Here is a 23,278-nt window from a genome sequence, read left to right on the forward strand (position 1 = left end):
GGAGTTAGATGGGTAAGTTACTTCCGGTCATCTTCGTGATCCTCGGGCTTGCGATTGGCGGAGGTGCAGGCTTCTTCCTGCGCCCCGCTCCGCCCCCGCCTGAAGAAACGGCAAGCGCCGAAGGCGATGGCGCAGCCGAGGGAGAGCACGCCGCCGAGGATGGGGAGGCCGCAGAAGGCGAGGAGGGGGTGCCGACCTCCGAATTCGTCAAGCTCAACAACCAGTTCGTTGTGCCCCTGCTGGATGCGACCCGAGTTCGCGCGATGGTGATCCTCTCACTGTCGGTCGAGATGCCGGTCGGTGGCACGGAGCGCGTCTATGCGGTCGAGCCAAGACTGCGCGATTCCTTCCTGCAGGTTCTGTTCGATCATGCGAATAATGGCGGTTTCGAAGGGGTCTATACTTCGACCGACAGGATGACAGAACTGCGTCGGGCTCTGTTGGAAACCGCGCGCACTGTGGTGGGCAAAGACGTCAAAAGCATCCTCGTGTCGGATATTCTCCGCCAAGATAGCTGAGGAACGGCGCAGGTCCTTATGATTGACATGCGCGGAAATTTGCGAGTCTTGCGCGTCCAGCTAGTAAACCACACAAGCATTGTGCGCGGCTTACATTGGCAAGCTCCTCCGAAAACGCCTATATGGGGCGAAAGACAGGAGTTTGCCCGTGACGATCCATTTGCATGAGGGAGATCTGCCGGAAGGGTTGGATCTTGGCGCGGTAGTGGCCATTGATACCGAAACGATGGGGCTTGATCCGCGCAGGGACCGCCTGTGCCTCGTGCAGCTCAGCAGCGGCGACGGTAACGCCCATTTGGTCCAGATCGCCAAGGGGCAGACGGAGGCCCCGCGCCTGTGTGCCCTGCTGGCCGATCCCGAGATCGAGAAACTTTTCCACTTCGCGCGGTTCGACATCGCAGCGCTTTATAACGCCTTCGGTGTTGTGACTGCGCCGGTGTTCTGTACAAAGGTCGCCTCGAAGATGGTGCGCACCTTCACCGACCGCCATGGCCTGAAACTGCTTTTGCAAGAGGTGGCGGGGGTCGATATCTCCAAACAGCAGCAGAGCTCCGATTGGGGCGCTCCGGTTCTGACCGAGGCGCAGAAAGAATATGCGGCCTCCGATGTCCTGCATCTGCACAAGCTGAAGGCGGGGCTTCTGCCGCGTCTCGTGCGCGAGGACCGTCTGCAGCTCGCCCAGGCCTGTTTCGACTTCCTGCCCGCCCGTGCCCAACTGGATCTTCTGGGATGGGACGAGCCGAGCGATATCTTCCATCACTAAGCCCAGTCCTCCATGATCCGTGACAACCGCCATTCCATGCTGGTCACCTGGGCCAAGACGCTGCTTCCTCTTGCGGCGCTTGTTCTGCTGTCGTCGGTCTTCCTGATCGGGCATCGGGTGGAGCCGGGCACGGTCATTCCCTATTCCGATGTCGATATCGAGGAACTGGCGCGTGAGCCGCAAGTGGTGGCGCCGGAATATGCCGGTGTCACAAAAGAAGGCGCTGCCCTTTCGGTGCGCGGTTCGCGGGCGATTCTCCAGCCCGGAAATGGCGACGGGAGTTCGGTGCAGCAGCTTGTGGCCAAGCTCCAGACACGGTCCGGGCTCGTGGTCGATCTCAATGCGACGGCGGGTCAGATCCGCCCCGATGAAGATCTGATAGAGTTGAGCGAGGGTGTGGCGATGCAGACATCGACCGATTACCGGATGCGCTCCGACCTGATCGAGATCAGCACGGACCAGACCCGCGTCCTTACGCCCGGTGCGGTGCATGGCGAGGCGCCGATGGGGGTGCTCGATGCGGGTGCGATGGAGCTTTCCCAGCCCGAGCCGGGTGGGTCCAATAATCTGCTCTTCACCAAGGGCGTGAAGCTGGTATACCAGCCCCAAGAATGAAGGTGGTGTGATGCGGCAAATCTTGACGGCAATCATTGTGGCGGCTTCGATGGCGATCCCGTCGCTTGGCGCGGCGCAACAGGTGGATTTTGGCGGGCTGTCGACGAATACGAAGGCTCCAGTGGAGATCACCTCCGACAGTCTGCAGGTCGACCAGTCGACCGGTGAGGCTGTCTTCCGTGGGAATGTTCTCGTTGTGCAGGACGATATGCGCCTGAAAGCGGCGGAACTGCATGTGGAATACGGTCAGACGCAGAGCGAGATCAACCGGCTGATCGCTTCAGGCGGTGTTACGCTGGTGTCGGCGAGTGATGCGGCCAAGTCGCAGGATGCGGTCTATGACGTGCGCAATGGCAATCTGGTCATGACGGGTGATGTGCTGCTGACCCAAGGCGATAACGCGCTCTCCGGTAACAAGCTGACGGTCGATCTGACGACCGGGACAGGGCAGATGGACGGGCGCGTGCGCACGATTCTGGCGCCCGGGGGGCAATGATGGACGCAGTAACCGAACCGGCCAGCCATGGGCTGAGCGTAACCAATCTGCGCAAGGGCTACCGCAAGAAGGTGGTTCTGCGTGATGTGTCGCTGCGGCTGAACCGTGGCGAGGTGGTAGCGCTGCTGGGCCCAAACGGTTCGGGCAAGACCACCTGTTTTTACAATATCGCGGGGCTGATCACGCCGGATGCGGGGCAGGTGAGCATTGATGGTCGCAACGTGACCGGTCTGCCCATGTATCGCCGCGCGCGATTCGGAATCGGCTATCTTCCGCAGGAAGCGTCGATCTTCCGCGGGTTGACGGTCGAGCAAAATATTATGGCCGTTTTGGAAATAGCGGTGGAGGACCGTCACCGCCGCCGTGAACGGCTCGAGGAATTGCTAAGCGATTTCTCGATCGAACATCTGCGCAATTCGCCCGCTCTGGCGCTTTCGGGGGGCGAACGCCGCCGCTGCGAAATCGCGCGCTGCCTCGCAGCGGACCCGAAATATCTGCTGCTCGACGAGCCCTTCGCGGGCGTCGACCCGATCGCGGTGGGCGATATCCGCCATCTGGTGGCGCAGTTGAAAGAGCGTGGCATCGGGGTGCTGATCACCGATCATAACGTGCGTGAAACACTTGAAATCGTTGATCGCGCCTACATCCTGCACGATGGTCAGGTGCTCATGTCCGGCACGACGGAAGAGGTCGTCAATAACGAGGACGTCCGTCGCGTCTATCTCGGTCAGGATTTCCGCTTCCAGTAACTGGCGGATTTTACAGCGATGTGAGGCCGTAAGAACGTGCCGTCACATGGCTGTCATGTGCTGCAATGCGGCGACGATCACCCGTTGACTTCCCCTTGGGATCGTTCCCAAATGTAATCAAATGCGTGATCTGGTCATCATATTCCCGATGCTTTGCGCAGCCCTCACGGTGGCTGCCCGGTCCGCTTTTTTCCTTGCCCGATGTCGGGAACGAGCAGGAAAGGTGTGCCCCCTCACAGAATTTAACCGACTGTAAATATGGTGCCGAGCACCGTTGGTCAGTCATAAAGGAAGGAGACGCCATGCGTTACCAAATTAGCGGCAAACAGCTTGATATCGGTGAAGCTCTGCAGACCCATGTCAAAACCGAGCTGGGCAGCACGGTCGAGAAATATTCTCAACGACCGACCGATGCCACCGTCGTGTTTTCGAAAAACGCGCATGAGTATATCTGCGAAGCGACCGTGCACCTGTCCACGGGTCTGACTGCGCAGGCCAAAGGCGTAGCGACCGAGGTCTATGCTGCCTTCGACGCCCTTCAGGAAAAAATGGATAAACAGCTGCGCCGCCATAAGCGCCGGCTGAAAGACCATCAGGCGGCACGCACCACCGCAGTTGAATTCGAAGCGGCAGGGCTTTATGTGCTGGCACCGGAAGAGGAAGACGAATCGACCGGTGCGGAAGGGGGCGATGCGCCCATGATCGTGGCGGAGATGGAGACGCGGGTTCAGACCCTCTCTGTCGGTGATGCGGTGATGCAGATGGAGCTCGCCCATAAGCCGCTTTTGGTCTTCCGCAACGAAAAACACGGCGGGGTTAATGTTGTCTATCAGCGTGAAGATGGCAATATTGGCTGGATTGACCCCCGTCACAGCAAGTAAGCGCCTGATCTCCGATAGGCGCGGAAAAAGGACCGATGGATCTATCCTCTCTGCTTCGCCCGTCAGCCGTTCGCGCGGTTGCCAATGTGGCTAGCAAAAAGCGTCTGTTTCAGGATCTGGCAGATATCGCGGCACAGGCTTACGGGCTTGATGCCGCGGTTATCGTGGATGCGCTGCAGGAGCGCGAAAGCCTAGGGCCGACCGGTGTGGGCCATGGTGTCGCGCTGCCGCATGCGCGTCTGCACGGGCTGGATCACGTTGTGGGCGTGTTCATGCGTCTGGAAAAACCGCTCGATTTCGATGCGGTGGACCGCCAGCCTGTGGATCTGGTCTTTGGCCTTCTGGCACCCAAAAGCTCGGGCGTGGACCACCTGAAAGCGTTGGCGCTCGTGTCGCGCACGATGCGCAATGAAGACACCTGCAAAAAACTGCGCTCCAACACCGATCCGGCTGCCCTGCATGGCGTATTGACCACCACGCATGGGCTTGCGGCCTAGGCCGTCCAGTCGGTGAAGCCGAACTGCATGTAATCACGGGAATAGGCGTCTTTCACCGCCTGTTCCAGCTCTGCCGAATAAAGGTCGGCCAAGGCGACACGCCCCTGATCGGACACCGGCAGGGGCGCTTTGCTGTCCAGCCCCACCGTTTTCAGGAGATAGGGCAGGTCCGTGGCCATCCGGTCCTCGCGCACCAGCAGGTCTGGCGTAGCAAAGCTGGCAAAGGCCTGCAGCATGGTCGACTGGCTCGCCCAGAGCTGGTGCACAGGCAGGCTGGTCTGACTGTTGAGGCTGGATTTCAACCAGAGCGCAAACTCCAGCAAGGCAGCGCGATGGGCCGTCAGATCGAGCGACTGTCCGTCCTTGGGCAAGGGCAGTTTGTAGGTCATGCGTAGCGCCTCGCGGGTCTGGGCGAAATTGTCCCAATCCAAGAGCGCGATAAAGGCCAGATGCACCCGCATCACCGGATGGCGCAACACGGTGAAGCTACGATGCTGCGGGGTCTGGCGTTTCCACTGTCGCAGGGTCTTTTGCGAGAAACCTTCGGTGATGTCGCCCAATGTCCCCATCCAGCCGCGCAGCTCCACATCGGAGGCAGGGCGTAGCGGCATATAAAGCAGGCCGGCCTTGCCGGAGCTGGTCCCGATGAAACCCGGCACATTCGGCCCGCGGCGGGGCTCGAAATTGGGGGTGCGCGAGAGGTTGAACCGGTCAAGACGGGCGAGTGAGGCCTCCATCTGCGCGAAATTCGTGACCTTCTCCTCCAACCCTTCGGGGTTCTGCACGACCAGACTGTCGGGTAGGGCATCGGGGCCATCGGCCACGCCCAGCCATTTGGCCAATCCGTTGAGCACCTCGATATCCTGCGCATCCTCGTAATCGATATAGAAGGCGCTCTGGCCGGAGACCTGAAGCGCGTTCATTATCTTGATCTGGAAATTCTGCAGTGCCTCGAGATGGTCCTCGAATTCTACCGCATCAAACTCGGCTTGTGCCACGCGGCGGTGCTTGGCATCGCCAAGCTTCCACTGACCGGTCGAGCGCGCGATCTTCAGGCTGACATAGCTTTCGATCGGATTGCGGGTCAGCACGATCTTGGCGCATTTGGGGTCGTTGAGCATCGGCCCGAGCACGCGCGGATCATGTTCGTGGAAATAACGGCAGCCGTTCAGACCCGGCGCCTTGCGGATCTTTTTCCACAGCTCCTTGGGGTCGGCATCGCGCGTGGCCTTGCTGACGCCCAACAGTTCGGCTTTGTTGGGATAGCCGATCAGGACAGGGTTGAAGGCCTCGCCATGGCAATGGGTATTGGGCAGCATATTGATGGCCGCTTCCAGCAGGTTGGAGCCGGTGCGCATCTCGGCCAGAATGACGAAGCTTTCGAAATTTGCCATAGGATCACTTCAATAATGGAGCGCGCTTGCGGCGCGATGTCAGGGAGTCGGGAGAACTCACGATAGAGAAATCCCCCATCAGTTGCGGCTGCATGCCTTGGTTCTTGAGGTTCTGCAGGAATTGCCCGAAGCCGGTCAGGTCCACCATCTGTGGCATCTCGGTGATGCGGCGCGCCGAGCGCGGGCTGATCTCGTCGATGATGGTCTGCATATGCTCGGTCGGATTTTCCAGATATTCCTGCAGGTTCCAGAACCGCACCCGTGCCTTCACATACATAGACCGCAGGATCTCCAGCTCGGCCAGCTCGTTCTTCTGCAGCCATGCGGCCTCTTTGCGCACCACCGAAAAGGGTTCGGTCGAGCGGAAAAGCGGGATGGCCCAGGCGCCCGTGATGATCGAGATCTGCGCATTGGGATCGGTTGCGGTGAACCAGCCAAGCGCCTGATTGTCCTTGGCGCTCATCATGAAACACTGCCGCTCGCCGCGCGCGTTCCAGAGCAGGTTGGTCAGGAAGGCCTGCGGAGCATGGTCACGGATCTCCTTATTGGCGGGCAGGCAGCCGTTGAACATCGGGTCACGGCCCGCAAACTCCACCCCCCAAGGCGCAAAAAGCCGCCCGTGCACGCGTCCGGCCACATGTTTCGACAGCCAGCCCTCGAAATTCTCGTAAAGGTCGGAGAACCCCTGAAACAGCGAATAGGGGCCAGCGGTCTTGCCGTTCTCGTGGTCGCGATGCGGAAAACGCGACTGCATATAGAGGCCGGGTCGACCGCGCGTCCGGCGTTCAACCGCTTTGGTAAACAGCCGGTCGATCTTGGACGGGTTCGGCTCGGCAATCTTCTCGGCGGGTTTCTTGACACGCAGGAAGGTCGAATAGAGCCGGTCCGCCTTGGGCCAGATCTTGCGCGCCATGAAACAGTCCGAGCGGCGCAGAAGCTGCAGGTGGTCATCGTAGAAGATATGCGGTTTGCCCTGAAAATCGAATTTGGTCAGGGTGAGCGAGCGGCTTTCGATGGAGGTGGCATAGATGCGGGCGAGCGACTGGAAATAGCTTTCGTCGGGGATCCAGACCTTTTTGAAGTAGCGGTCATAGATGGCACGGTCCTTATCTTTGAGGATCGCGGTCAGGGTCTTGCGGGTCAGACACCACCATTGGCTGCCCATATGCGGCACGAGCCCTTCGGGAAGCTTGCGGTTCACACCCAGCCGGCGCTGGAGGGCGACGTAATCATCGAAGAGGCGGCGGTGTTTGCGCCACGAGAAGGGGAAGCGCAATGTGAAGCGTTCCATATCCAGCCCGCCCTGTGTCCAGCCGACCTCTGATGTGGTGACCGACTCGATGAAATCGGTCCAGGGACGGGCATCAAGGAAGGCGCGTAGCTCGTCGAGCGGGCGCAGCGGCAGGCAGGAGCCAGAGGCCAGATAGACATGGCGGGCGTCTGCGTGGCGGTCGAGCATCTGCTCGGCCCCCGCCTGCGCCGCGGCTACCAGCGACCATGTGCCCCATTCACAGGCGAAGCGCTCGCAGAACGAGACATGCGGAAACTCGGCAAGCGCCTTGACCATGCCATCATAGGCCGAGGCGGAGACGCGTTTGTCGACATGGATGACCACAGGAGCATCCTGCACCGCCCAGTGGCGGGCGACCTCCGCCGCGCGGTCGAGTGCCGTGTGGCACATCATGACAAAGCCCACGCTCATGCCCAGTTCCCCTTGGACATCAGGCCCAGAATTTCCAGCTGGCGCCAGTTGATGTATTTTTCGGACCAGCGGCACCACAGCTCGCCGTCATCGGCCAGCACTTCGGCATAGGCCTTATATTCGCGCGAGCCCGAATAATGCTGTTTGCGGGTGATCTCTTCCTCGACCTTGTCGTTGAGAACCGACAGGAATTTGGCATGGAGCAGGCAGCCCGAGGTCCGTTCGCCGCCCCATTCATCATAGGTCAGGTTCAGGTTGCGGGGCAGGGCCATATGGGTCGAGCTGAGATAGACGTAGTGCTTCTGCCAGCGGATCAGCGGGATCTTGTTGAGCGAGGGTGCCTGATCGGGGGCGTCGGCAAAGAATTTCCGCGCGCGTGGCCCGCCCTGTATCCACAGATTCTGGTGCAGATGGTTCTTGCTGATCGTGTAATTGCCGCTATCGAACCAGCAGGCGATATCGAACGGGTTCTGGCCCTCCTGATAGGGCTGATCCTCGAGCCGACCCTTGGGATACATATCCAGCAGCATCGCCGGAAAATGCGGGATCTCGTAGGTATCAAGCCAGTCGGTCAGCGCATCGATCGTGCGGGTATCGCAGAAGGGGAAGATAAAGAATTCGTCGGGATCGACGGTCAGGCACCAATGCCCTGTGCCATAGCGGCGCAGCAGATGGTTGATCCAGTCCATCCCGAAGCGCGAGCGCCGGTAGCTCGCATCGGTGCGCCAGAGAGAGACATCGGGCTGGGCCGCGAGATATTCGCGTGAGCCGTCATCCGAGCCGTTATCGACCATGATGAAATGATGGCAGCCCATCTCGCGATAGTAGCGCAGGAAATAGGGCAGGCGGATACGCTCGTTGCGCAGGGTCACGAACACGAGGATATCATCGGGACGGATCGCGCGGGTTCTATCGGCAACAGAGCGCAGCTCGCGGCGTTTGCGGAACGCACGGAACAGGAACTTCTTGCGTTCCAGACGTAATTTATAAAGTTGCCTGACTGTCACTCAATCACTCGCGCCCGCATGTGGCTTTATTGCCCGATCTTCTTTTCAACAGGATTAACGGGCCAATATTTTACCATGGCATCTGTCGTCTGATGGCGGGTTGACCGGGTGCGGTCACGCTAGGCCATCTCGCGGTGGGGGTAAATAATTCGTGGTTAATTAGCTGTGGTTTCATCGGATTTTGTGCCCCTGCTGCCGCGCCTGATCAGGCCCAGAGCCTCGAGATGCGCGGCCGTGGGGCCCGTGGCGGTTGGCGGTCCTGCCAGAATCGGGTCATCGGTCAGGGCGTCGTAATACCGGGTGTAATGCTCGACATGGGTGAAATGCTGCTTGCGATGCTGGTCCTCGCGGGCGCGATCCATCGACGAGGCCAGAAACTTGCTATGCAGAAGGGCACCTGTCATCAGTCCATGCCGTGGATCGAAACCGCGGTTCAGGCGGCGCGGCAGCAGAAGATGGGTCGAGCTGAGATAGGCATAGCGCCAGTGCCAGCGCAGCAGCGGTGTTTTGTGCAGATGGGGCGCATGATCGGGCCTCTCACGGAAGAAGCACCGCTTGCGGGGGCCACCACGGATCGAGATGTTTCCATAGCGGGGCTGATATTCCCAATCATAGCCCCATGCGTCGAATGCGGTAAGATCATCGAGCGACAAGGCACCAGACAGCGGGCCTTCGGGATAGAGATCCAGCATCAGCGCCGCCATCACGTCCTGGCCAGCCGCATCGAGCTGGCGGGTCAGCGCGGGGAGGGGGGTTGTGTCATGGTCGGGATAGACAAGAAGCTCGTCGGCATCCACCGTCAGACACCATGCGCCCTGCCCATGGGCCAGAAGAAGCCCGTTGATCCAGTCCATACCGAAACGGGCATCGCGGTAGCTCGCACGTGTCTGCCACAGCCAGACGTCGGGTTGCATGGCCAGATAGGCGGCGCTGTCATCATCCGACCCGTTATCCACCATAAGAAAATGGCGCACCCCGAGACGGCGGTAATGTTTCAGGAAATCGGGGAGGCGCTCCATCTCGTTGCGCAAACAGCAGAACAGCCGGATGTCATCCGGGCCGGCGGTAAATGCGCGCGCGGGCGGCGACAATTTTCTGCGCGCCAGATAGGCGCGCAGAAGGGCGTTCCGTCGTTTTTGTCGCAACCGGTATGCAGACCAGAGCGTGTGGGTCTGCATCGGACAGCACTCCTGACTGGGTCAGGAATTATTCTGCATATTCCGGCGCCTGATGCCAGCGCCATGCATCGGCAATCATGGTTTCCAGCTCGGCGCGTTTGGGCTCCCAGCCAAGGACATCCTTGGCCTTCACCGACCCCGAGACCAGAACAGCGGCATCGCCCTCGCGGCGCTCGCCCTCGGTGATCGGCACTTCGCGATTGGTGACATTGCGCGATTGCGCGATCACTTCCCGCACCGAGAACCCGTTGCCGGTGCCAAGGCAGAAGACCTCGGAGGGCTTGCCTTCCTCGAGCCATTTCAGCCCCAGAACATGGGCATCGACCAGATCCGAGACATGGACGTAATCGCGGATGCAGGTACCGTCGCGGGTGTCGTAATCCGAGCCGAAAACGGTCAGCGCCGCGCGTTTCCCGGCAATCGCATCCAGCATCAGCGGGATCAGATGGGTCTCGGGCACATGTTGCTCGCCCACCTGCGCCTCCGGATCGGCACCGGCCACGTTGAAGTAGCGGAAAATCACCGAGCGCAAGCCGTGGCTCTTGCCGAAATCGCGCAGCATATCCTCGATGGCACGTTTCGAGCCGCCATAAGCATTGATCGGGAATTGCGGGGTTTCTTCATTGAGAACCACACCGTCCTGATCGCCATAGGTCGCGCAGGTCGAGGAAAAGACGAATTTGTCGATCCCCGCATCGATGGCGGCCTCGATCAGGTTGAGCGCGCAATTCACATTGGTCGCCCAGTATTTCGAAGGGTTCTTCATCGACTCGCCAACGAGCGAGAGCGCCGCGAAATGCATCACGGCGACAGGCTGGTATTTGGCGATTACCTCGTCAAGGCGGGCCCGGTCATGAAGATCGCCGACTTCGAGAGGACCGAATTTGACGGCCTCTTTCCAGCCGGTGGAAAGATTGTCGAAACAGACGGGGACATAGCCCGCCTGCTGGAGAGCTTTACAGGCATGCGAGCCGACATAGCCCGCACCACCCGTCACAAGAACATGTTTCGTCATATTATTCGGCAGCAGCCCGCATGGTCATGACATCGCCGAGATATTCCGCGAATTCGTCCTTGAGGTCGTCGCGCGCCAAGCCAAAGGCCACGGTGGCCTGCAGAAAGCCCGCTTTGGAGCCGCAATCGAAGCGCTGGCCGTTGAAGCGGTAGCCATAGACCGGATTGCCGGCTTCGATTTCCTGCGCGATCGCGTCGGTCAGCTGGTACTCGCCACCGGCGCCGGTGGTCTTCGATTCGATTGCGGCGTCGATATTGTTCAGGATCTCGGGCGTCAGGATATAGCGGCCGATTACAGCGAGATTGGACGGCGCTTCTTCCGCCGGCGGTTTCTCCACCATGCCATTGACCTTATAGGTCGTGCTGTTCACCTGATCGCAATCAAGCACACCGTAAGACGAGATCTTCGAGTTCGGTACTTCCATCGCGGCCACATAGTTGCCGGGATTCTCGTTATAGGCCTCGATCATCTGCGCGAGACAGGGTTTGTCCGCGGCGATCACGTCATCGGTCAGGATGACGGCAAAGGGCTCGTCGCCGATCATGCGGCGTGCGCACCAGACAGCGTGGCCCAGACCCAGCGCGCGGCGCTGGCGGACATAGGCGATGGCGCCCGACGGCATGTTCGTTTTCTCGAGTTCCTCGAGGATTGCGGTCTTGCCCTTGGCGCGCAGCGAGGCGTCGAGCTCGGGGGCGTCGTCGAAGTAATCCTCGAGCGCGGACTTGCCGCGCGAGGTGACGAAGATGAATTCGGTGATGCCTGCGGCACGCGCCTCGTCGATCGCATACTGGATCAGTGGGCGGTCAACCAGCGTAAGAATTTCTTTCGGAATGGATTTGGTCGCTGGCAGGAAGCGGGTTCCAAGACCTGCCACGGGAAAGACAGCTTTAGTGACCTTGCGTGTCATCAAGCACCTTTTTTGTTATCCGAGTGCGGAGCTGCACCCAATGCATGTTGCTCAATGCTACACACGGAGTTTGGTTCCAAACAAGTCTGCGTGTGCGCATAAATTAATCCGGCGCGATTGCGATTCTGTCGCGGCTACCGGCCGGCTCTGTTGTTCAATGTGTTGAGATTTACCGATTAATCAAGTTAGCATATGGAACCTTCGGCTGAACTTCGCCATCTTTGCGTTGATCAATCAGTATATGAACAGGTTAACGTAGCGAAAATTTTAAGCAAAACAGTGGATCTTTGACTGGATCGTGGGGCGCATGGCTCGATACGCCATGCGCCAAAGCCGTCAGGCGAGTCCCATTTCGGCCATTATGGCCTCGATCCGCGCCACATCCGAGGGGTTGTTCAACTCCCAGAACTGCCGGCCTTTCGATTCGACCTCCACGCAGAGGATGTCATGGCCGTTCTCGAGGAATCGCAGCTGCTCGAGCCCTTCAAGCTGTTCGAGCGGGCCGATCTCCCATTCGGGATAGCGGGCCAACGCTTCGGCCCGATAAGCATAGGCGCCCACATGGTGGAAGACGGGGGTCGGCGCATCGGGGGCATAGGTCTGGCCGGTAAAGGGAACGACCTCCTTCGAGAAATAAAGCGCCTGATGGGCCGCGCCGAAAACCGCCGTCGTGCCGCCCACGCGGTCGTTGCGGCGGTCTTCCTTCAGGGCCTCGAGCATGGCGCCCTCACAGCGCAGCACCGGTGTGGCCAGATCCAGGTCACTTCCCTTGATGCCCTCGATCAGCGCCTCGATGAACCAAGGCGGCGTCAGCGGGGCATCGCCCTGCAGGTTGACCACATAATCGAACCCGCCACCCAGATTGGCATGGGCCTCGGCACATCGCTCGGTGCCATTGCGGCACTCGGGCGAGGTCATCACGACCTCGGCGCCAAAGCTCTCGGCCTCGGCCTTGATCCGGTCGTCGTCAGTGGCCACCACGACCCGCAGGTCGCCTTCCACCGACATGGCCGCGTCCCAGCTCCGGCGGATCAGGGTCTTTTTCTCGCCGGTCGAGCCGGTCAGCGCCACCAGCGGCTTGGCCGGATAGCGGGTCGACGCGTAGCGCGCCGGAATAACGATAAGGGTCGACATTATTTTACCAGCAGAACGCCCGGAGCATAGGCGATGAAGAAGGGATTGCGGAAGCCGTCCTTGCCATAGACGAAGGTCTTGTGCTCGTCGAAGGTGACCATGAGGCCACCCGCGCCGCGCAGGACCGCGTCACCTGCCGCCGTATCCCATTCCATAGTCGGCCCGAGGCGCGGATAGAGATCTGCCTCGCCTGTGGCCACCAGACAGAATTTCAGCGAGGAGCCCGCCGAGGTCATGTCCTTCACGCCATACTGGCCGATATAGTCGTCGGTGGCCTGATCGCGGTGCGATTTTGAGGCCACGACCATCAGAGCGCGGTTATCGGGGGTGGAGACGGCAATCGGGCTCAACTCGCCCGGCTGATCCTTGTCGAAGCTGCCCTTCTCCTCGACCGAGCGCCCATCGGCCAGCGTATAGAAGAGACGCTTGATGGCAGGCGCATAGACAATACCCGCCTTCGGCACGCCATTCTCGACATAGGCAATATTTACGGTGAACTCGCCGCGACGTTTGATGAACTCTTTGGTGCCGTCGAGCGGATCCACGATGAGGAAGGTCGAAACCTCCAGATTATGGCTTGTAGCCTGCTCTTCGGTCACTAGCGCTACATCGGGGAAGGCCGCGCGCAGCCCGTCCGAGATGATCTTGTCGGCCGCTTCATCCGCCGCCGTGACAGGGCTGTCATCGGATTTGGATTTGATCTCGAAATCGGGGCCATCATAGATTTCCATGATTCGGTCACCGGCTTCGAGCGCCAGCTTGCGCATGGTGGGAACGAGCTTTTCATAATCCATGAGGTCTCCAATTCGTCGCGATTGCGGCTTATTACTGTCTAGCTGTCACAGTTATGCTAGGGCATCAAGCAAACAGCAAGTTTTGCAAGACATATTGTGTCTTACGCGGCAGAGTGCGGGATTATGTTCAAAGCGCAACAGAGTAATTCAACGATCGGGTCGGGCTTCAGTCTTCTGGGGCTGATCTATCACGCGACCGTCCGCGAGCTGCGCAAAAGCCACGGAAACGCGGTCATCGGGCTTTTGCTCAATATGCTGCAGGTGGTGATCCTCGTCTTCACCTTCTACATCATGTTCGGTGTGCTGGGGCTGCGCGGCAGCGCGGTGCGGGGCGATTTCCTTCTGTATATCATGAGCGGGATCTTCCTGTTCCTGACCCATACCAAGGCGATGAGCGCGGTCTTCGGGGCAGAGGGTCCGACCTCGGCGATGATGAAGCACGCACCGATGACGACTGCGATCTCGATCTCGGCGGCGGCCCTGAGCGCGCTCTATATCCAGCTGCTCTCGATGATCGTGGTGCTTTATCTCTACCATGCCGCTTTCACTCCGATCACTATCTATGATTGGGTAGGGGCGATGGGGATGGTGTTTCTGAGCTGGTTCACCGGCGCCGCCATCGGCATGGTCCTGCTGGCGGCAAAACCCTGGGCTCCCGATGTCGTGCGGGTCATCCACCAGATCTATTCCCGCGCCAATATGATCGCCTCGGGCAAGATGTTTCTGGCCAATACCCTGCCGCACAAGATGCTGGTCCTGTTCAACTGGAATCCGCTCTTTCACACGATCGATCAGGCGAGGGGCTTTACCTTCATCAATTACAACCCGCATTTCTCGAGCTGGCACTACGCACTCTATGTCGGGCTGGCGCTTATGATGATCGGGCTGATGGGCGAATTCTATACACGCCAATATGCGTCGGTCTCTTGGGGAGCCAAGCGTTAAGCCCTTTTTCGGCGAGGGCTTTGTGCGGCAAGTAAAAGCCCCCGCGGCTGAAAGCTCTGCGGGGGCCTGCAGTTTGTCAGGATGCGCTTATTGTGCGGCTTCGATGGATTCACGCTGGACCACATGGCCTGCGGTCGTCACGTCCTGCCCGAAGCCATGCACGGTCGAGCAGGCGGATACGCCAAGCGAGGCCAGAATAAAGGCGGGGATAAGTAGTTTGGTCATGATGCGACTCCTTTGTCTCTGTCGCCATAACACACGAAAAACGCGCCGGTTCCGCAAGTTCCGTAATTATCGTAAATATTGCCCCATGAACGGTTTTCTGCCTATGAACGGTCGGATATCAGCCGATCGAACATGCTCAGGCAGGTTTGCATCTGGTCAAGGCTGACAAATTCGTCAGGCTTGTGCGCTTGCGCAATGGATCCTGGCCCGCAGATCACAACATCGGTGCCCAGCGCTTGAAACAGCCCCGCCTCGGTCGAGAAGGGCACACAGGACGCCTCGTTACGCCCTGTCAGGCCGAAGACCAGATCGCGCGCGGCATTCTCGGGCATCGGTTCCAGTCCCGCGACCTCGCCGATGGTTTCGGTGGTGATCGAGGCGTTGGGATGCGTCCGGCGCATCTCGCCCAGCAGGGTTTCGACATAGCCGGCAACTTCCGTTTTCACGAAGCTCATATCCTCCATGCTCACGGGCCGGAATTCCCAATCGAGAACTGCATGATTGGCAATCACATTATGCGCGACGCCCCCTTCGAGCCGTCCGACATTCAGCGTGGTCCAGGGCGGGTCGAACCGCGATCCGTCGGGCGCGCGGGCGACCAGATCGCTGCGCAGGTCGAGGAGTCGCCCGATATAGCGCGCGGCATATTCCACCGCATTCACCCCGCGCTCGGGGGCCGAGCTATGGCCCTCGAGCCCCGAGAAGGTCACGCTATACTCACAACAGCCCTTGTTGCCTTCGATTACCTGCATCTCGGTGGGTTCGCCGATCACGCATAGGCGGGGCCGCAGCCCGCGCTGGGCCAGAACCTCGGTCAGCGCGCGGGCACCGAAGCAACCGATCTCCTCGTCATGGGTGAAGGCGAAATGGATCGGCTGATGATGGGCTATCATCGCCAGCTCCTCGGCCTTGGCCAGACAGCAGGCGATAAAGCCCTTCATGTCGCAGGCGCCACGGCCAAAGAGCTTGCCGTCCTCCTCGCGCATCACAAACGGGTCCGAGCTCCAGTTCTGGTTTGCCACCGGCACCACATCGGAATGCCCCGACAGCACCAGCCCGCCATCGCCCTCCGGCCCCAACGTGGCCCAGAGATTGGCCTTCCTGCCCATCGGATCACGCAAGACCTCGACCCGCGCGCCTGCCGCCTCCAAGTGACGGGCGCAATAGCCGATAATATCGAGATTGCTCTCCGACGAGATGCTGGCAAAGCCGATCAGGTCGCCCAGAATCGCCTTCGCACGCTGGAGGTCCGACATGATCAGTCCTTCACGAAGAGCTTGCGCTCGATATTGCACAAAGGCTCGGCGGGGCCATCCTCGCGGATGAGGATGGTTTCAGTGGTTTCCATCCCCCAATCGTCCATCCAGAGCCCCGGCATGAAGTGAAAGGTCATCCCCGGTTGCAGCACGGTCTCGTCCATCGCGCGCAGCGAGACGGTATGCTCGCCCCAATCCGGCGGGTAGGAGCAGCCCACCGCATAGCCGCAGCGGGCAGGGCGCTCGATGCCCACTTTCAGCAATTCGGTATCGAGGGCGCGGGCGATGTCGCAGGCACGGTTGCCGGGGCGGGCGACCTCGATGCCGGCATTCAGCCCCGCGGTCAGCGCCTCGGCGGCATCCAGCATATGCTGCGGCGGCTTGCCCAGGTAAACCGAGCGGCAGAGCGGCGCATGATAACGCCGGTAGCAACCCGATTGCTCGACAAAGGTCATCTGGTCTTTCTGGAACGCCTCGCCATTCCATGTCAGATGCGGGGCCGAGGCATCCGCGCCGGATGGCAGCATCGGAACGATGGCGGGATAATCGCCCCAGCTGTCATCCTCGCCCTGCACGGCGGTCTTATACAGCTCGCCCACCAGATCATGCTTGTGATAGCCCGGCTCGATCAGCTCGACCGCGCGCGAGATCACCAGTTCCGAGATCCGCGCGGCACGGCGCATGAAGCGCAGCTCCTCGTCGGATTTGATCAGCCGCTGCCAGTTCACCAGCACCGAGGCATCCACCAGCGTGGCCTCGGGCAGCCCCTCGGCCAGCACGGCATGGGCGCGGGCGGTGTAGAAATAGGTCTCCATCTCCACCCCGATTCGCGCCTGACCATGGCCAAGGATACGCAGATGGGAGGCGAGATCTTCCATCGGATGCACGGTGTCGGATTGAACCATGCGGTCGGCATACCAGCGGATCTGGTCGTCACTCATCCACACGGTGCGCTTGGCACCATTGGCATCCATCATCCGGCCCCACCAGATCGGGTCGCCTTCCATTGTCAGGATCACGCCCTGATGGGTGTAGAAGGACCAGCCGTCATAACCTGTCAGCCAGAACTGGTTGGAAGGGTTGGTGACAAACAGCACATCCAGCCCACGCTCGGCCATGGATTGGCGCACCAGCGCGATCCGGCGTTGATATTCGGGCAGGCTGAAGGGGGCATTCTCGATGGGCATGGGATCTCCGTCTGAACCAGCAACGCGTCACTCGGGCGATGGTCCCATGGGACACCGCATGGAAGCGGGCGTCAAACGGAAATCTGCAAGCCTCTTCTAACGGCTTATTGTCGCGGCATTATATCGCCCGAATGCAGCACCGGAGAGGCATCCATCGCATTGGCATCGAGCATCGCGGCGACCCGTTCCAGCGAGGCTACGAGCTGTGCCTGTTCCCAGTCCTGCAGACCCTCGAATTTCTTCACGAAGCGCTGCTGCAGGGCGTCGGGGGCCTCGTCGAGCGCATGATGACCGGCCTCGGTGATGACGATATCGGTCTGGCGGCGGTCGATTTCCGAACGCTGGCGTTTGACCATTCCCTTGTCGACCAGCTTGTCGACGAGCGAGGTGATGGTGGCCTGACTGACCCCCATGCGCATCGAGATGGTCTTGGCGGTCGACCAGCCCTTTTCCGCCACGACTTGCAGCACGCGGAATTGCACGGGCGTCAGCCCGGCAGATTTGGCCAGATCCCGGCCAAACAGTTCGGTCGCGCGCAGGATACGGCGCAGGGCAATAAGACTCATATCGGTACGGTCGCTGCTCATACCGTCTCCATAACTGGTTAGAAGCTTCGAATGGCTTAATATTGCAGAGCTGGAGGCGGCAGGCAATTACGATCTCCTTTAGTTGAGCTAAGATTTTATCCCCATTTCACTTAGGGTACATAAGGGTTATTAGCAAATTATCGCTCTAATTTTCAATGTTGGAAAAGAAAATTACTTTGAATATTGAAATTTATGCTTCGATGATCTAATTAGATTAGCGAAGCAACTGAGGAAATGAAATCGTGCCGACAGTCGAAGTCATGAAACAGCCCAAGCTTACATTCCGGAAGCCGTCCGCCGAGGACGGATCAGAAATCTGGTCGCTCATCTCGCGCTGCAAGCCGCTCGACGAGAACTCGATGTATTGCAATTTGCTGCAATGCGACCATTTCCGTGACACCTGCGTGCTGGTCGAGAAAGACGGCGCGCCTATGGGCTGGGTCTCGGGCTACATCACCCCTTCGGCACCCGATACATTCTTCGTCTGGCAGGTTGCTGTGGCGCCCGAAGCGCGTGGTCTGGGGCTGGGCAAGCGTATGCTGTCCCATCTGCTCGACCGTCCCGAAGCGGCGCAGTGCACACGCCTGCAAACGACGATCACCAAATCGAACGAGGCCTCATGGGGCCTGTTCCGGTCCTTCGCTCGCTCGGCTGGCGGCGAGCTGACCTCCAAGGCACATTTCACCGAAGACGATCATTTCGACGGCCATGCGGCCACCGAGCATATGGTCACCATTACTTTCGAGGAAGAGGCAAAAGTGGCGGCCTAAGGGCTGCCCCCTCCTTCCATCATCCAGAAATACCAAACCCAAGAGGTTCTTATGCCGTTTGATAAAACAAACGATCGGTCGATCTTTACCCAACGCGAATCTGACGCCCGCTCCTATTGCCGTGGTTTCGATGCCGTATTTACCCATGCCCGTGGCTCGGAGCTGTTCGATGCCGATGGCAAGCGCTACATCGATTTTCTGGCAGGCTGTTCCTCGCTGAATTACGGCCATAACGACCCCGATATGAAACAGGCGCTGGTCGATCACCTGATGGGTGACAAGCTGGGCCATGCACTCGATTTCCATACCGATACCAAGGGCGCATTCCTCGAGGTGTTCCAGGATCTGATCCTGCGTCCGCGCGATATGGACCACAAGCTGATGTTCATCGGCCCGACCGGCGCCAATGCCGTTGAAGCCGCAATGAAGATCGCGCGCAAATCGACGGGCCGCCAGAATATCATCGCCTTCACCAATGGCTTCCACGGCGTGACCATGGGCGCGCTGGCCGCGACCGGCAATGGCTACCACCGCGGCGGTGCCGGCATGATGCCGCAGGGCGTGACGCGTATGCCATTCGATAACTATGCCGATGGCGTGGATTCGGTGGCGCTTCTTGACCAGATGCTGTCGGATGCCTCGGGTGGGGTGGATGCGCCTGCCGCGATCATGATGGAAACCGTGCAGGGCGAGGGCGGTCTGAATGCCGCATCGCCGGAGTTCGTGCGCGGCGTCGAGGCCGTGGCCCGCAAACATGGCGCGCTGTTTATTGTTGATGATATTCAGGCAGGCTGTGGCCGCACCGGCACTTTCTTCTCCTTCGAGGAGATGGGCGTGACCCCCGATATTGTCACCATGGCGAAATCGGTCTCGGGCATGGGCCTGCCGATGGCGCTGGTTCTGGTGCGTCCTGAGCATGACGTGATGGGCCCTGCCGAGCACAACGGCACCTTCCGCGGCAATACCCATGCCTTCCTGACCGCGAAAACCGCGATTGAGAAGTTCTGGGCCGATAACGTCTTCCAGCGCCAGCTGGCCGATAAGGCCGTGGTGCTGACCACCGCGCTGTCCGAAGTTGCCGAGATGTTCGACGGTGCCTTCCTGAAGGGCCGTGGCCTGATGCAGGGTGTGGATGTCGGAACCGGCGAACGCGCCTCCGAGATCTGCGGCCTCTGCTTCGGGAAGGGCCTCGTGATCGAGACCTCGGGCAACGAGGATCAGGTAGTCAAGGTGCTGGCACCGCTGACCACGCCGGATGCGATTTTCCGCGAAGGTCTGGATATCCTGATCCAGTCGGCCCGTGAAGTGAAAGCATCCGAGGCCGCTGGCCAATAACCCGGACTGGTGACTGGTGTAGCGTCCCCGGGCGCTTCCCTCCCAAAACCGATAGGAGATCAATATGATTGTACGCGATTTCAACGAACTGAAGCACACCGACAAGAACGTAGGCAACGAGCGCTGGACCTCGGTCCGCATGCTGCTGGCCGATGACAATATGAACTTCTCGTTCCATATCACCACGCTGGAAGCGGGCTCGGAGCACGAGTTCCATTACAAGCACCATTTCGAGAGCGTTTATTGCATGTCCGGCACGGGGCGCATCATCGAGCTGGATAATGGCAACAAGACCCACGAGATCAAGCCGGGCGTGATGTATGCGCTCAACCTCCATGACCGTCATCGCCTGATCGCCGATGAAGGTGCGGATCTGGTCATGGCCTGCTGTTTCAATCCGCCGGTGACCGGCAAGGAAGTCCATCGTGAGGACGGCTCCTATGCGCCGGCCGACGAAATGGAGAAAGCGTAAGCCATCATGGCCAGTGCACCGCAATATCCCGCTCATACCGTCGAGAAGATCGGTGGCACGTCGATGAGCCGTGTTCGCGAACTGCGCGACACGTTGTTCATCGGCACACGCGAGGGCGCAGACCTTTACGGGCGCGTTTTCGTGGTCTCGGCCTTCGGCGGCATCACCAACCTGCTTCTTGAGCACAAGAAGACCGGCGAGCGCGGGGTCTATGCCCGTTTTGCCGATGCCGATAACGATCACGGCTGGCTGGAAGCGCTGGATAGCGTGGCGCAGGCCATGGGAGAGGCGCATCGCAAGGTGCTCGACCATCCCGCCGATCTGGGCGCGGCCGACAGTTTCGTGCGTGACCGGATCGATGGTGCGCGCAACTGCCTGATCGATCTCGGAAGGCTGTGCTCCTACGGGCATTTCCGTCTGTCGGACCATATGCTGGCCATGCGCGAGATGCTGTCGGGGCTGGGCGAGGCACATTCGGCCTATGTCACCGCGCTGATGCTGCAACGCGCGGGCGTGAACGCGCGCTTCGTGGACCTGTCGGGCTGGCGTGAAGAGGCGGAATACGATCTCGAGGACCGCCTGAAGGCGGGGCTCGCGGGCGTGGATCTGACCTCCGAGATGCCGATCGTGACAGGCTATGCCCAATGTGTCGAGGGGCTGATGGCCGAGTTCGACCGTGGCTATTCCGAAGTGACCTTCTCGCGCCTAGCGGCTCTGACCGGCGCGCGCGAGGCGATCATCCATAAAGAATTCCACCTGTCCTCGGCGGATCCCAACCTTGTGGGTCGGGAGGCCGTGCGCAAGCTGGGCCATACCAATTATGATGTGGCGGACCAGCTGTCGAATATGGGGATGGAGGCGATCCACCCCAAGGCGGCCAAGGCGCTGCGTCAGGCCGAGGTGCCTTTGCGCGTGACCAACGCCTTCGAGCCGGAGGATCCGGGCACGCTGATCGATGACAAACCGGCGGATACTCCAGCGGTCGAGATCATCACTGGCCTAGATATCCTCGCCCTCGAGTTGTTCGAGCAGGATATGGTGGGGGTGAAGGGCTATGATGCCGCGATCCTCGAGGTGCTGACGCGCCATGATGTGCGCATCATCTCCAAGGCGTCGAATGCCAATACGATTACCCATTATGTCGATTGTTCGCTGAAAGTGGCGCGGCAGGTGGAGAAGGACCTGAACCGGATCTACCCCTCGGCCAAGGTCTCGGCGCGGCCTCTGGCGATGGCCTCGATCATCGGGCGCGATCTGAACGGGCTCTCGACGCTGACACGCGGGCTGCAGGCGATTGCGGCGGCAGGCCATGAGGCGCTGGGCGCGACGCAGGGTCCGCGCAATGTGGATGTGCAGTTTGTGCTGGAGCGTCCGAGCCTGAAGCCGGTGATCGCGGCGCTGCATGGCGAGTTTATCGCGCCTTGCGAGCTTCAACTGAAAGCGGCCTGAGGCCGGTTTCCCGACCATGTTTCCCGTTGCGGGGAAGGGGGCACCTTTCGAGGTGCCCTTTTTTGTTCTGAGGGGGGGCGGTTTTGCCGCGGCCATCGAGGCCCCGACAAAACCGGTCGGGGGCGTTGCCCCCTCCCTAGCGGCCCGAGGTGAGGGAGAGGAACACGTCCTCCAGATCGGCCTCGGTGGTTTTGACATCGGCGATCTCGATATTGGCGGCGCGGACCGCATCGAGAATGGCATTGGCCGAGGTCTGGTGGCGGTTATAGTCGAACGCCAGCAGCCCGTCGGCGCGACGGTTGAGCTGCACACCCTGCGGCAGGGTGATGTCGGGCGCATCATTCATCGGCGTGATCAGCATGGTCTTGGCATCCATCTGGGCCAGCAGCGCCTCGGTCCTGTCGCGCACGATCAGCTCGCCATGATTGATGATGGCGATCTCGTCGCACATCTCCTGCGCCTCTTCCAGATAATGCGTCGTGAGGATGATCGTCATCCCCTGCTCGTTGAGTTTGCGGACATTGCGCCAGAGCATGTTGCGCAGCTCGATATCCACCCCCGCCGTTGGCTCATCCAGAACGAGAATCCGCGGCTTGTGGACCAGCGCCTTGGCCAGCAGCAGGCGGCGCTTCATCCCGCCCGAGAGACTGCGGGCATAGGTCTCGGCCTTATCTGCGAGCCCCACCAGTTCGAGGATCTCATCGGTCCAGCGCTCGGCCTTGGGCACACCGTAAAGCCCCGCCTGCAATTCCAGCAGATCGCGCGGTTTGAAGAACGGGTCCATGTTGATTTCCTGCGGCATCACCCCGATGGCCGCGCGCGACTGGCGGGGGTTCTCGTCCTGATCGAAGCCCCAGATTTTCACCGAACCTGCGCTTTTGCGCAAAAGCCCTGCGAGGATATTGATCGTGGTCGATTTTCCCGCGCCGTTGGGGCCGAGGAGCCCGAAGATCGAGCCTTCGGGGATATCGAGGTCCAGCCCTTTCAGCGCCTCTTTCGGGGCGGCGTGACGCGAGCCCGCGTAAGTTTTGCGTAAACCTTTGATCTCGATTGCCGATCCTGCCACTTGCCGGTCCTTTTCGCCTTGCTGTATCATAGGCCCCAGAACAGGGCACCTTTGCCTGACCTCAATATAGTGGAGCTATCGATGACCGCCACCACCCAGACCGAAACGACCCCCGCTGTAACCGCTCCCGATGCGCCCGAAACCGAGGTCGTGACCTCTTGGAAAGTGTGCTGTGATGGCGGTGTGGGGGCCTTGGGCCATCCGCGTGTCTGGCTGTCGATCCCCCATGACACCGGCTTTGTCGAATGCGGCTATTGCGACAAGAAATATGTGATCGACCGCGCCAAAGCGGGACATTGATCCGCCGCGCGATTCAAATTTGAGTCAACGGGCGTT

Annotated in this window: 26 protein-coding genes; 13 read left to right on the top strand and 13 right to left on the bottom strand. The window is 60.1% G+C overall.

The window, feature by feature from the left end:
- The first annotated feature begins 8 nt into the window (after positions 1 to 8).
- From VSX56_RS03345 to VSX56_RS03375, 7 genes are all read left to right on the top strand, one after another.
- On the top strand, positions 9 to 518 hold the full coding sequence (locus VSX56_RS03345; RefSeq protein WP_350934841.1) for a flagellar basal body-associated FliL family protein: 510 nt from the start codon (positions 9 to 11) through the stop codon (positions 516 to 518).
- A 148-nt stretch (positions 519 to 666) separates the two neighbouring features.
- Positions 667 to 1,281, top strand: a complete 615-nt coding sequence (locus VSX56_RS03350; RefSeq protein ID WP_339113588.1) for a ribonuclease D — start codon at positions 667 to 669, stop codon at positions 1,279 to 1,281.
- A 12-nt stretch (positions 1,282 to 1,293) separates the two neighbouring features.
- A complete protein-coding gene (locus tag VSX56_RS03355; protein ID WP_350934843.1) occupies positions 1,294 to 1,896 on the top strand; it encodes a hypothetical protein in 603 nt (200 codons plus the stop codon).
- Positions 1,897 to 1,906: 10 nt separating this feature from the next.
- Positions 1,907 to 2,392, top strand: coding sequence for a lipopolysaccharide transport periplasmic protein LptA (gene lptA / locus VSX56_RS03360; RefSeq protein ID WP_339113586.1), 486 nt, complete (start codon positions 1,907 to 1,909; stop codon positions 2,390 to 2,392).
- The gene (gene lptB, locus VSX56_RS03365; RefSeq protein ID WP_350934846.1) at positions 2,389 to 3,141 is read left to right on the top strand and encodes an LPS export ABC transporter ATP-binding protein; all 753 of its coding nucleotides are present in this window, start codon (positions 2,389 to 2,391) and stop codon (positions 3,139 to 3,141) included. Before lptA ends, lptB begins: the two co-directional genes overlap by 4 nt.
- 302 nt (positions 3,142 to 3,443) lie before the next feature.
- Positions 3,444 to 4,022, top strand: a complete 579-nt coding sequence (gene hpf, locus VSX56_RS03370; RefSeq protein ID WP_339113584.1) for a ribosome hibernation-promoting factor, HPF/YfiA family — start codon at positions 3,444 to 3,446, stop codon at positions 4,020 to 4,022.
- A 35-nt stretch (positions 4,023 to 4,057) separates the two neighbouring features.
- Positions 4,058 to 4,519, top strand: coding sequence for a PTS sugar transporter subunit IIA (locus VSX56_RS03375; RefSeq protein ID WP_339113583.1), 462 nt, complete (start codon positions 4,058 to 4,060; stop codon positions 4,517 to 4,519).
- Here the strand turns inward: VSX56_RS03375 and VSX56_RS03380 are convergent.
- The 8 genes from VSX56_RS03380 to cysQ all read right to left on the bottom strand — a co-directional run bounded on the left by VSX56_RS03380 (position 4,516) and on the right by cysQ (position 13,650).
- Positions 4,516 to 5,913, bottom strand: a complete 1,398-nt coding sequence (locus VSX56_RS03380; protein WP_350934849.1) for a nodulation protein NodH — start codon at positions 5,911 to 5,913, stop codon at positions 4,516 to 4,518. The two genes, VSX56_RS03375 and VSX56_RS03380, sit on opposite strands and share 4 nt — an antisense overlap.
- A gap of 4 nt (positions 5,914 to 5,917) precedes the next feature.
- The gene (locus VSX56_RS03385) at positions 5,918 to 7,615 is read right to left on the bottom strand and encodes a DUF5927 domain-containing protein (RefSeq protein ID WP_339113581.1); all 1,698 of its coding nucleotides are present in this window, start codon (positions 7,613 to 7,615) and stop codon (positions 5,918 to 5,920) included.
- Positions 7,612 to 8,622 (bottom strand): glycosyltransferase family 2 protein, encoded by a 1,011-nt coding sequence (locus tag VSX56_RS03390; protein ID WP_339113580.1) that lies wholly within the window; start codon positions 8,620 to 8,622, stop codon positions 7,612 to 7,614. The genes VSX56_RS03385 and VSX56_RS03390 overlap by 4 nt, the downstream gene beginning before the upstream one ends.
- Positions 8,623 to 8,777: 155 nt before the next feature.
- Complete coding sequence (locus tag VSX56_RS03395) at positions 8,778 to 9,800, bottom strand: glycosyltransferase family 2 protein (protein ID WP_350934852.1); 1,023 nt, start codon at positions 9,798 to 9,800, stop codon at positions 8,778 to 8,780.
- 28 nt (positions 9,801 to 9,828) lie between these two features.
- Positions 9,829 to 10,815 (bottom strand): UDP-glucose 4-epimerase GalE, encoded by a 987-nt coding sequence (gene galE, locus VSX56_RS03400; protein WP_339113578.1) that lies wholly within the window; start codon positions 10,813 to 10,815, stop codon positions 9,829 to 9,831.
- Position 10,816: 1 nt separating this feature from the next.
- Positions 10,817 to 11,722, bottom strand: coding sequence for a UTP--glucose-1-phosphate uridylyltransferase GalU (gene galU, locus VSX56_RS03405; RefSeq protein ID WP_339113577.1), 906 nt, complete (start codon positions 11,720 to 11,722; stop codon positions 10,817 to 10,819).
- A 336-nt stretch (positions 11,723 to 12,058) separates the two neighbouring features.
- Entirely contained in the window at positions 12,059 to 12,856 is a 798-nt protein-coding gene (locus VSX56_RS03410; protein WP_350934855.1) for a 3-deoxy-manno-octulosonate cytidylyltransferase family protein, read from the bottom strand.
- Positions 12,856 to 13,650 carry a 3'(2'),5'-bisphosphate nucleotidase CysQ gene (gene cysQ / locus VSX56_RS03415; RefSeq protein ID WP_339113575.1) on the bottom strand — a complete coding sequence of 265 codons (795 nt, stop codon included), beginning with the start codon at positions 13,648 to 13,650 and terminating at the stop codon, positions 12,856 to 12,858. Before cysQ ends, VSX56_RS03410 begins: the two co-directional genes overlap by 1 nt.
- A 123-nt stretch (positions 13,651 to 13,773) precedes the next feature.
- Here cysQ and VSX56_RS03420 point away from each other — a divergent pair, with 123 nt between their 5' ends.
- The gene (locus VSX56_RS03420) at positions 13,774 to 14,595 is read left to right on the top strand and encodes an ABC transporter permease (protein ID WP_339113574.1); all 822 of its coding nucleotides are present in this window, start codon (positions 13,774 to 13,776) and stop codon (positions 14,593 to 14,595) included.
- Positions 14,596 to 14,682: 87 nt separating this feature from the next.
- On the opposite strand, the gene VSX56_RS03425 is transcribed toward VSX56_RS03420, so the two are convergent.
- From VSX56_RS03425 to VSX56_RS03440, 4 genes are all read right to left on the bottom strand, one after another.
- Positions 14,683 to 14,820 carry an entericidin, EcnA/B family gene (locus tag VSX56_RS03425; RefSeq protein ID WP_339113573.1) on the bottom strand — a complete coding sequence of 46 codons (138 nt, stop codon included), beginning with the start codon at positions 14,818 to 14,820 and terminating at the stop codon, positions 14,683 to 14,685.
- Between the two features lie 101 nt (positions 14,821 to 14,921).
- Positions 14,922 to 16,076, bottom strand: coding sequence for an acetylornithine deacetylase (gene argE / locus VSX56_RS03430; protein WP_339113572.1), 1,155 nt, complete (start codon positions 16,074 to 16,076; stop codon positions 14,922 to 14,924).
- Between the two features lie 2 nt (positions 16,077 to 16,078).
- Entirely contained in the window at positions 16,079 to 17,263 is a 1,185-nt protein-coding gene (locus VSX56_RS03435) for a M24 family metallopeptidase (RefSeq protein ID WP_350934858.1), read from the bottom strand.
- 104 nt (positions 17,264 to 17,367) lie between these two features.
- Positions 17,368 to 17,850 carry a MarR family winged helix-turn-helix transcriptional regulator gene (locus VSX56_RS03440; protein ID WP_339113570.1) on the bottom strand — a complete coding sequence of 161 codons (483 nt, stop codon included), beginning with the start codon at positions 17,848 to 17,850 and terminating at the stop codon, positions 17,368 to 17,370.
- Between the two features lie 260 nt (positions 17,851 to 18,110).
- On the opposite strand from VSX56_RS03440, the gene ectA reads away from it, so the two are divergent.
- From ectA to VSX56_RS03460, 4 genes are all read left to right on the top strand, one after another.
- Entirely contained in the window at positions 18,111 to 18,620 is a 510-nt protein-coding gene (ectA, locus tag VSX56_RS03445; protein ID WP_339114438.1) for a diaminobutyrate acetyltransferase, read from the top strand.
- Positions 18,621 to 18,671: 51 nt separating this feature from the next.
- Positions 18,672 to 19,955, top strand: coding sequence for a diaminobutyrate--2-oxoglutarate transaminase (gene ectB / locus VSX56_RS03450; RefSeq protein WP_350934860.1), 1,284 nt, complete (start codon positions 18,672 to 18,674; stop codon positions 19,953 to 19,955).
- 64 nt (positions 19,956 to 20,019) lie between these two features.
- The gene (locus tag VSX56_RS03455) at positions 20,020 to 20,427 is read left to right on the top strand and encodes an ectoine synthase (protein WP_339113568.1); all 408 of its coding nucleotides are present in this window, start codon (positions 20,020 to 20,022) and stop codon (positions 20,425 to 20,427) included.
- 6 nt (positions 20,428 to 20,433) lie between these two features.
- On the top strand, positions 20,434 to 21,876 hold the full coding sequence (locus VSX56_RS03460; protein WP_350934862.1) for an aspartate kinase: 1,443 nt from the start codon (positions 20,434 to 20,436) through the stop codon (positions 21,874 to 21,876).
- A 136-nt stretch (positions 21,877 to 22,012) separates the two neighbouring features.
- On the opposite strand, the gene VSX56_RS03465 is transcribed toward VSX56_RS03460, so the two are convergent.
- A complete protein-coding gene (locus VSX56_RS03465; RefSeq protein WP_350934864.1) occupies positions 22,013 to 22,942 on the bottom strand; it encodes an ABC transporter ATP-binding protein in 930 nt (309 codons plus the stop codon).
- 81 nt (positions 22,943 to 23,023) lie between these two features.
- On the opposite strand from VSX56_RS03465, the gene VSX56_RS03470 reads away from it, so the two are divergent.
- Complete coding sequence (locus tag VSX56_RS03470; RefSeq protein ID WP_339113565.1) at positions 23,024 to 23,242, top strand: zinc-finger domain-containing protein; 219 nt, start codon at positions 23,024 to 23,026, stop codon at positions 23,240 to 23,242.
- The last annotated feature ends 36 nt before the right edge of the window (positions 23,243 to 23,278 follow it).

The sequence above is a fragment of the Thioclava kandeliae genome (assembly GCF_040297545.1).
In the GTDB taxonomy this organism is placed as follows: Bacteria; Pseudomonadota; Alphaproteobacteria; order Rhodobacterales; family Rhodobacteraceae; genus Thioclava; species Thioclava kandeliae.

Coding starts and splice junctions, on each gene's coding strand:
- VSX56_RS03435 (WP_350934858.1), bottom strand. CDS start 17,263: ATGCCCATCGAGAATGCCCCCTTCAGCCTGCCCGAATATCAACGCCGG.
- VSX56_RS03425 (WP_339113573.1), bottom strand. CDS start 14,820: ATGACCAAACTACTTATCCCCGCCTTTATTCTGGCCTCGCTTGGCGTA.
- VSX56_RS03345 (WP_350934841.1), top strand. CDS start 9: ATGGGTAAGTTACTTCCGGTCATCTTCGTGATCCTCGGGCTTGCGATT.
- VSX56_RS03395 (WP_350934852.1), bottom strand. CDS start 9,800: ATGCAGACCCACACGCTCTGGTCTGCATACCGGTTGCGACAAAAACGA.
- VSX56_RS03420 (WP_339113574.1), top strand. CDS start 13,774: ATGTTCAAAGCGCAACAGAGTAATTCAACGATCGGGTCGGGCTTCAGT.
- hpf (WP_339113584.1), top strand. CDS start 3,444: ATGCGTTACCAAATTAGCGGCAAACAGCTTGATATCGGTGAAGCTCTG.
- VSX56_RS03440 (WP_339113570.1), bottom strand. CDS start 17,850: ATGAGCAGCGACCGTACCGATATGAGTCTTATTGCCCTGCGCCGTATC.
- cysQ (WP_339113575.1), bottom strand. CDS start 13,650: ATGGATTATGAAAAGCTCGTTCCCACCATGCGCAAGCTGGCGCTCGAA.
- VSX56_RS03380 (WP_350934849.1), bottom strand. CDS start 5,913: ATGGCAAATTTCGAAAGCTTCGTCATTCTGGCCGAGATGCGCACCGGC.
- argE (WP_339113572.1), bottom strand. CDS start 16,076: ATGTCGGACCTCCAGCGTGCGAAGGCGATTCTGGGCGACCTGATCGGC.
- lptB (WP_350934846.1), top strand. CDS start 2,389: ATGATGGACGCAGTAACCGAACCGGCCAGCCATGGGCTGAGCGTAACC.
- galU (WP_339113577.1), bottom strand. CDS start 11,722: ATGACACGCAAGGTCACTAAAGCTGTCTTTCCCGTGGCAGGTCTTGGA.
- ectB (WP_350934860.1), top strand. CDS start 18,672: ATGCCGTTTGATAAAACAAACGATCGGTCGATCTTTACCCAACGCGAA.
- VSX56_RS03470 (WP_339113565.1), top strand. CDS start 23,024: ATGACCGCCACCACCCAGACCGAAACGACCCCCGCTGTAACCGCTCCC.
- VSX56_RS03385 (WP_339113581.1), bottom strand. CDS start 7,615: ATGAGCGTGGGCTTTGTCATGATGTGCCACACGGCACTCGACCGCGCG.
- VSX56_RS03375 (WP_339113583.1), top strand. CDS start 4,058: ATGGATCTATCCTCTCTGCTTCGCCCGTCAGCCGTTCGCGCGGTTGCC.
- lptA (WP_339113586.1), top strand. CDS start 1,907: ATGCGGCAAATCTTGACGGCAATCATTGTGGCGGCTTCGATGGCGATC.
- galE (WP_339113578.1), bottom strand. CDS start 10,815: ATGACGAAACATGTTCTTGTGACGGGTGGTGCGGGCTATGTCGGCTCG.
- ectA (WP_339114438.1), top strand. CDS start 18,111: ATGAAACAGCCCAAGCTTACATTCCGGAAGCCGTCCGCCGAGGACGGA.
- VSX56_RS03455 (WP_339113568.1), top strand. CDS start 20,020: ATGATTGTACGCGATTTCAACGAACTGAAGCACACCGACAAGAACGTA.
- VSX56_RS03410 (WP_350934855.1), bottom strand. CDS start 12,856: ATGTCGACCCTTATCGTTATTCCGGCGCGCTACGCGTCGACCCGCTAT.
- VSX56_RS03460 (WP_350934862.1), top strand. CDS start 20,434: ATGGCCAGTGCACCGCAATATCCCGCTCATACCGTCGAGAAGATCGGT.
- VSX56_RS03355 (WP_350934843.1), top strand. CDS start 1,294: ATGATCCGTGACAACCGCCATTCCATGCTGGTCACCTGGGCCAAGACG.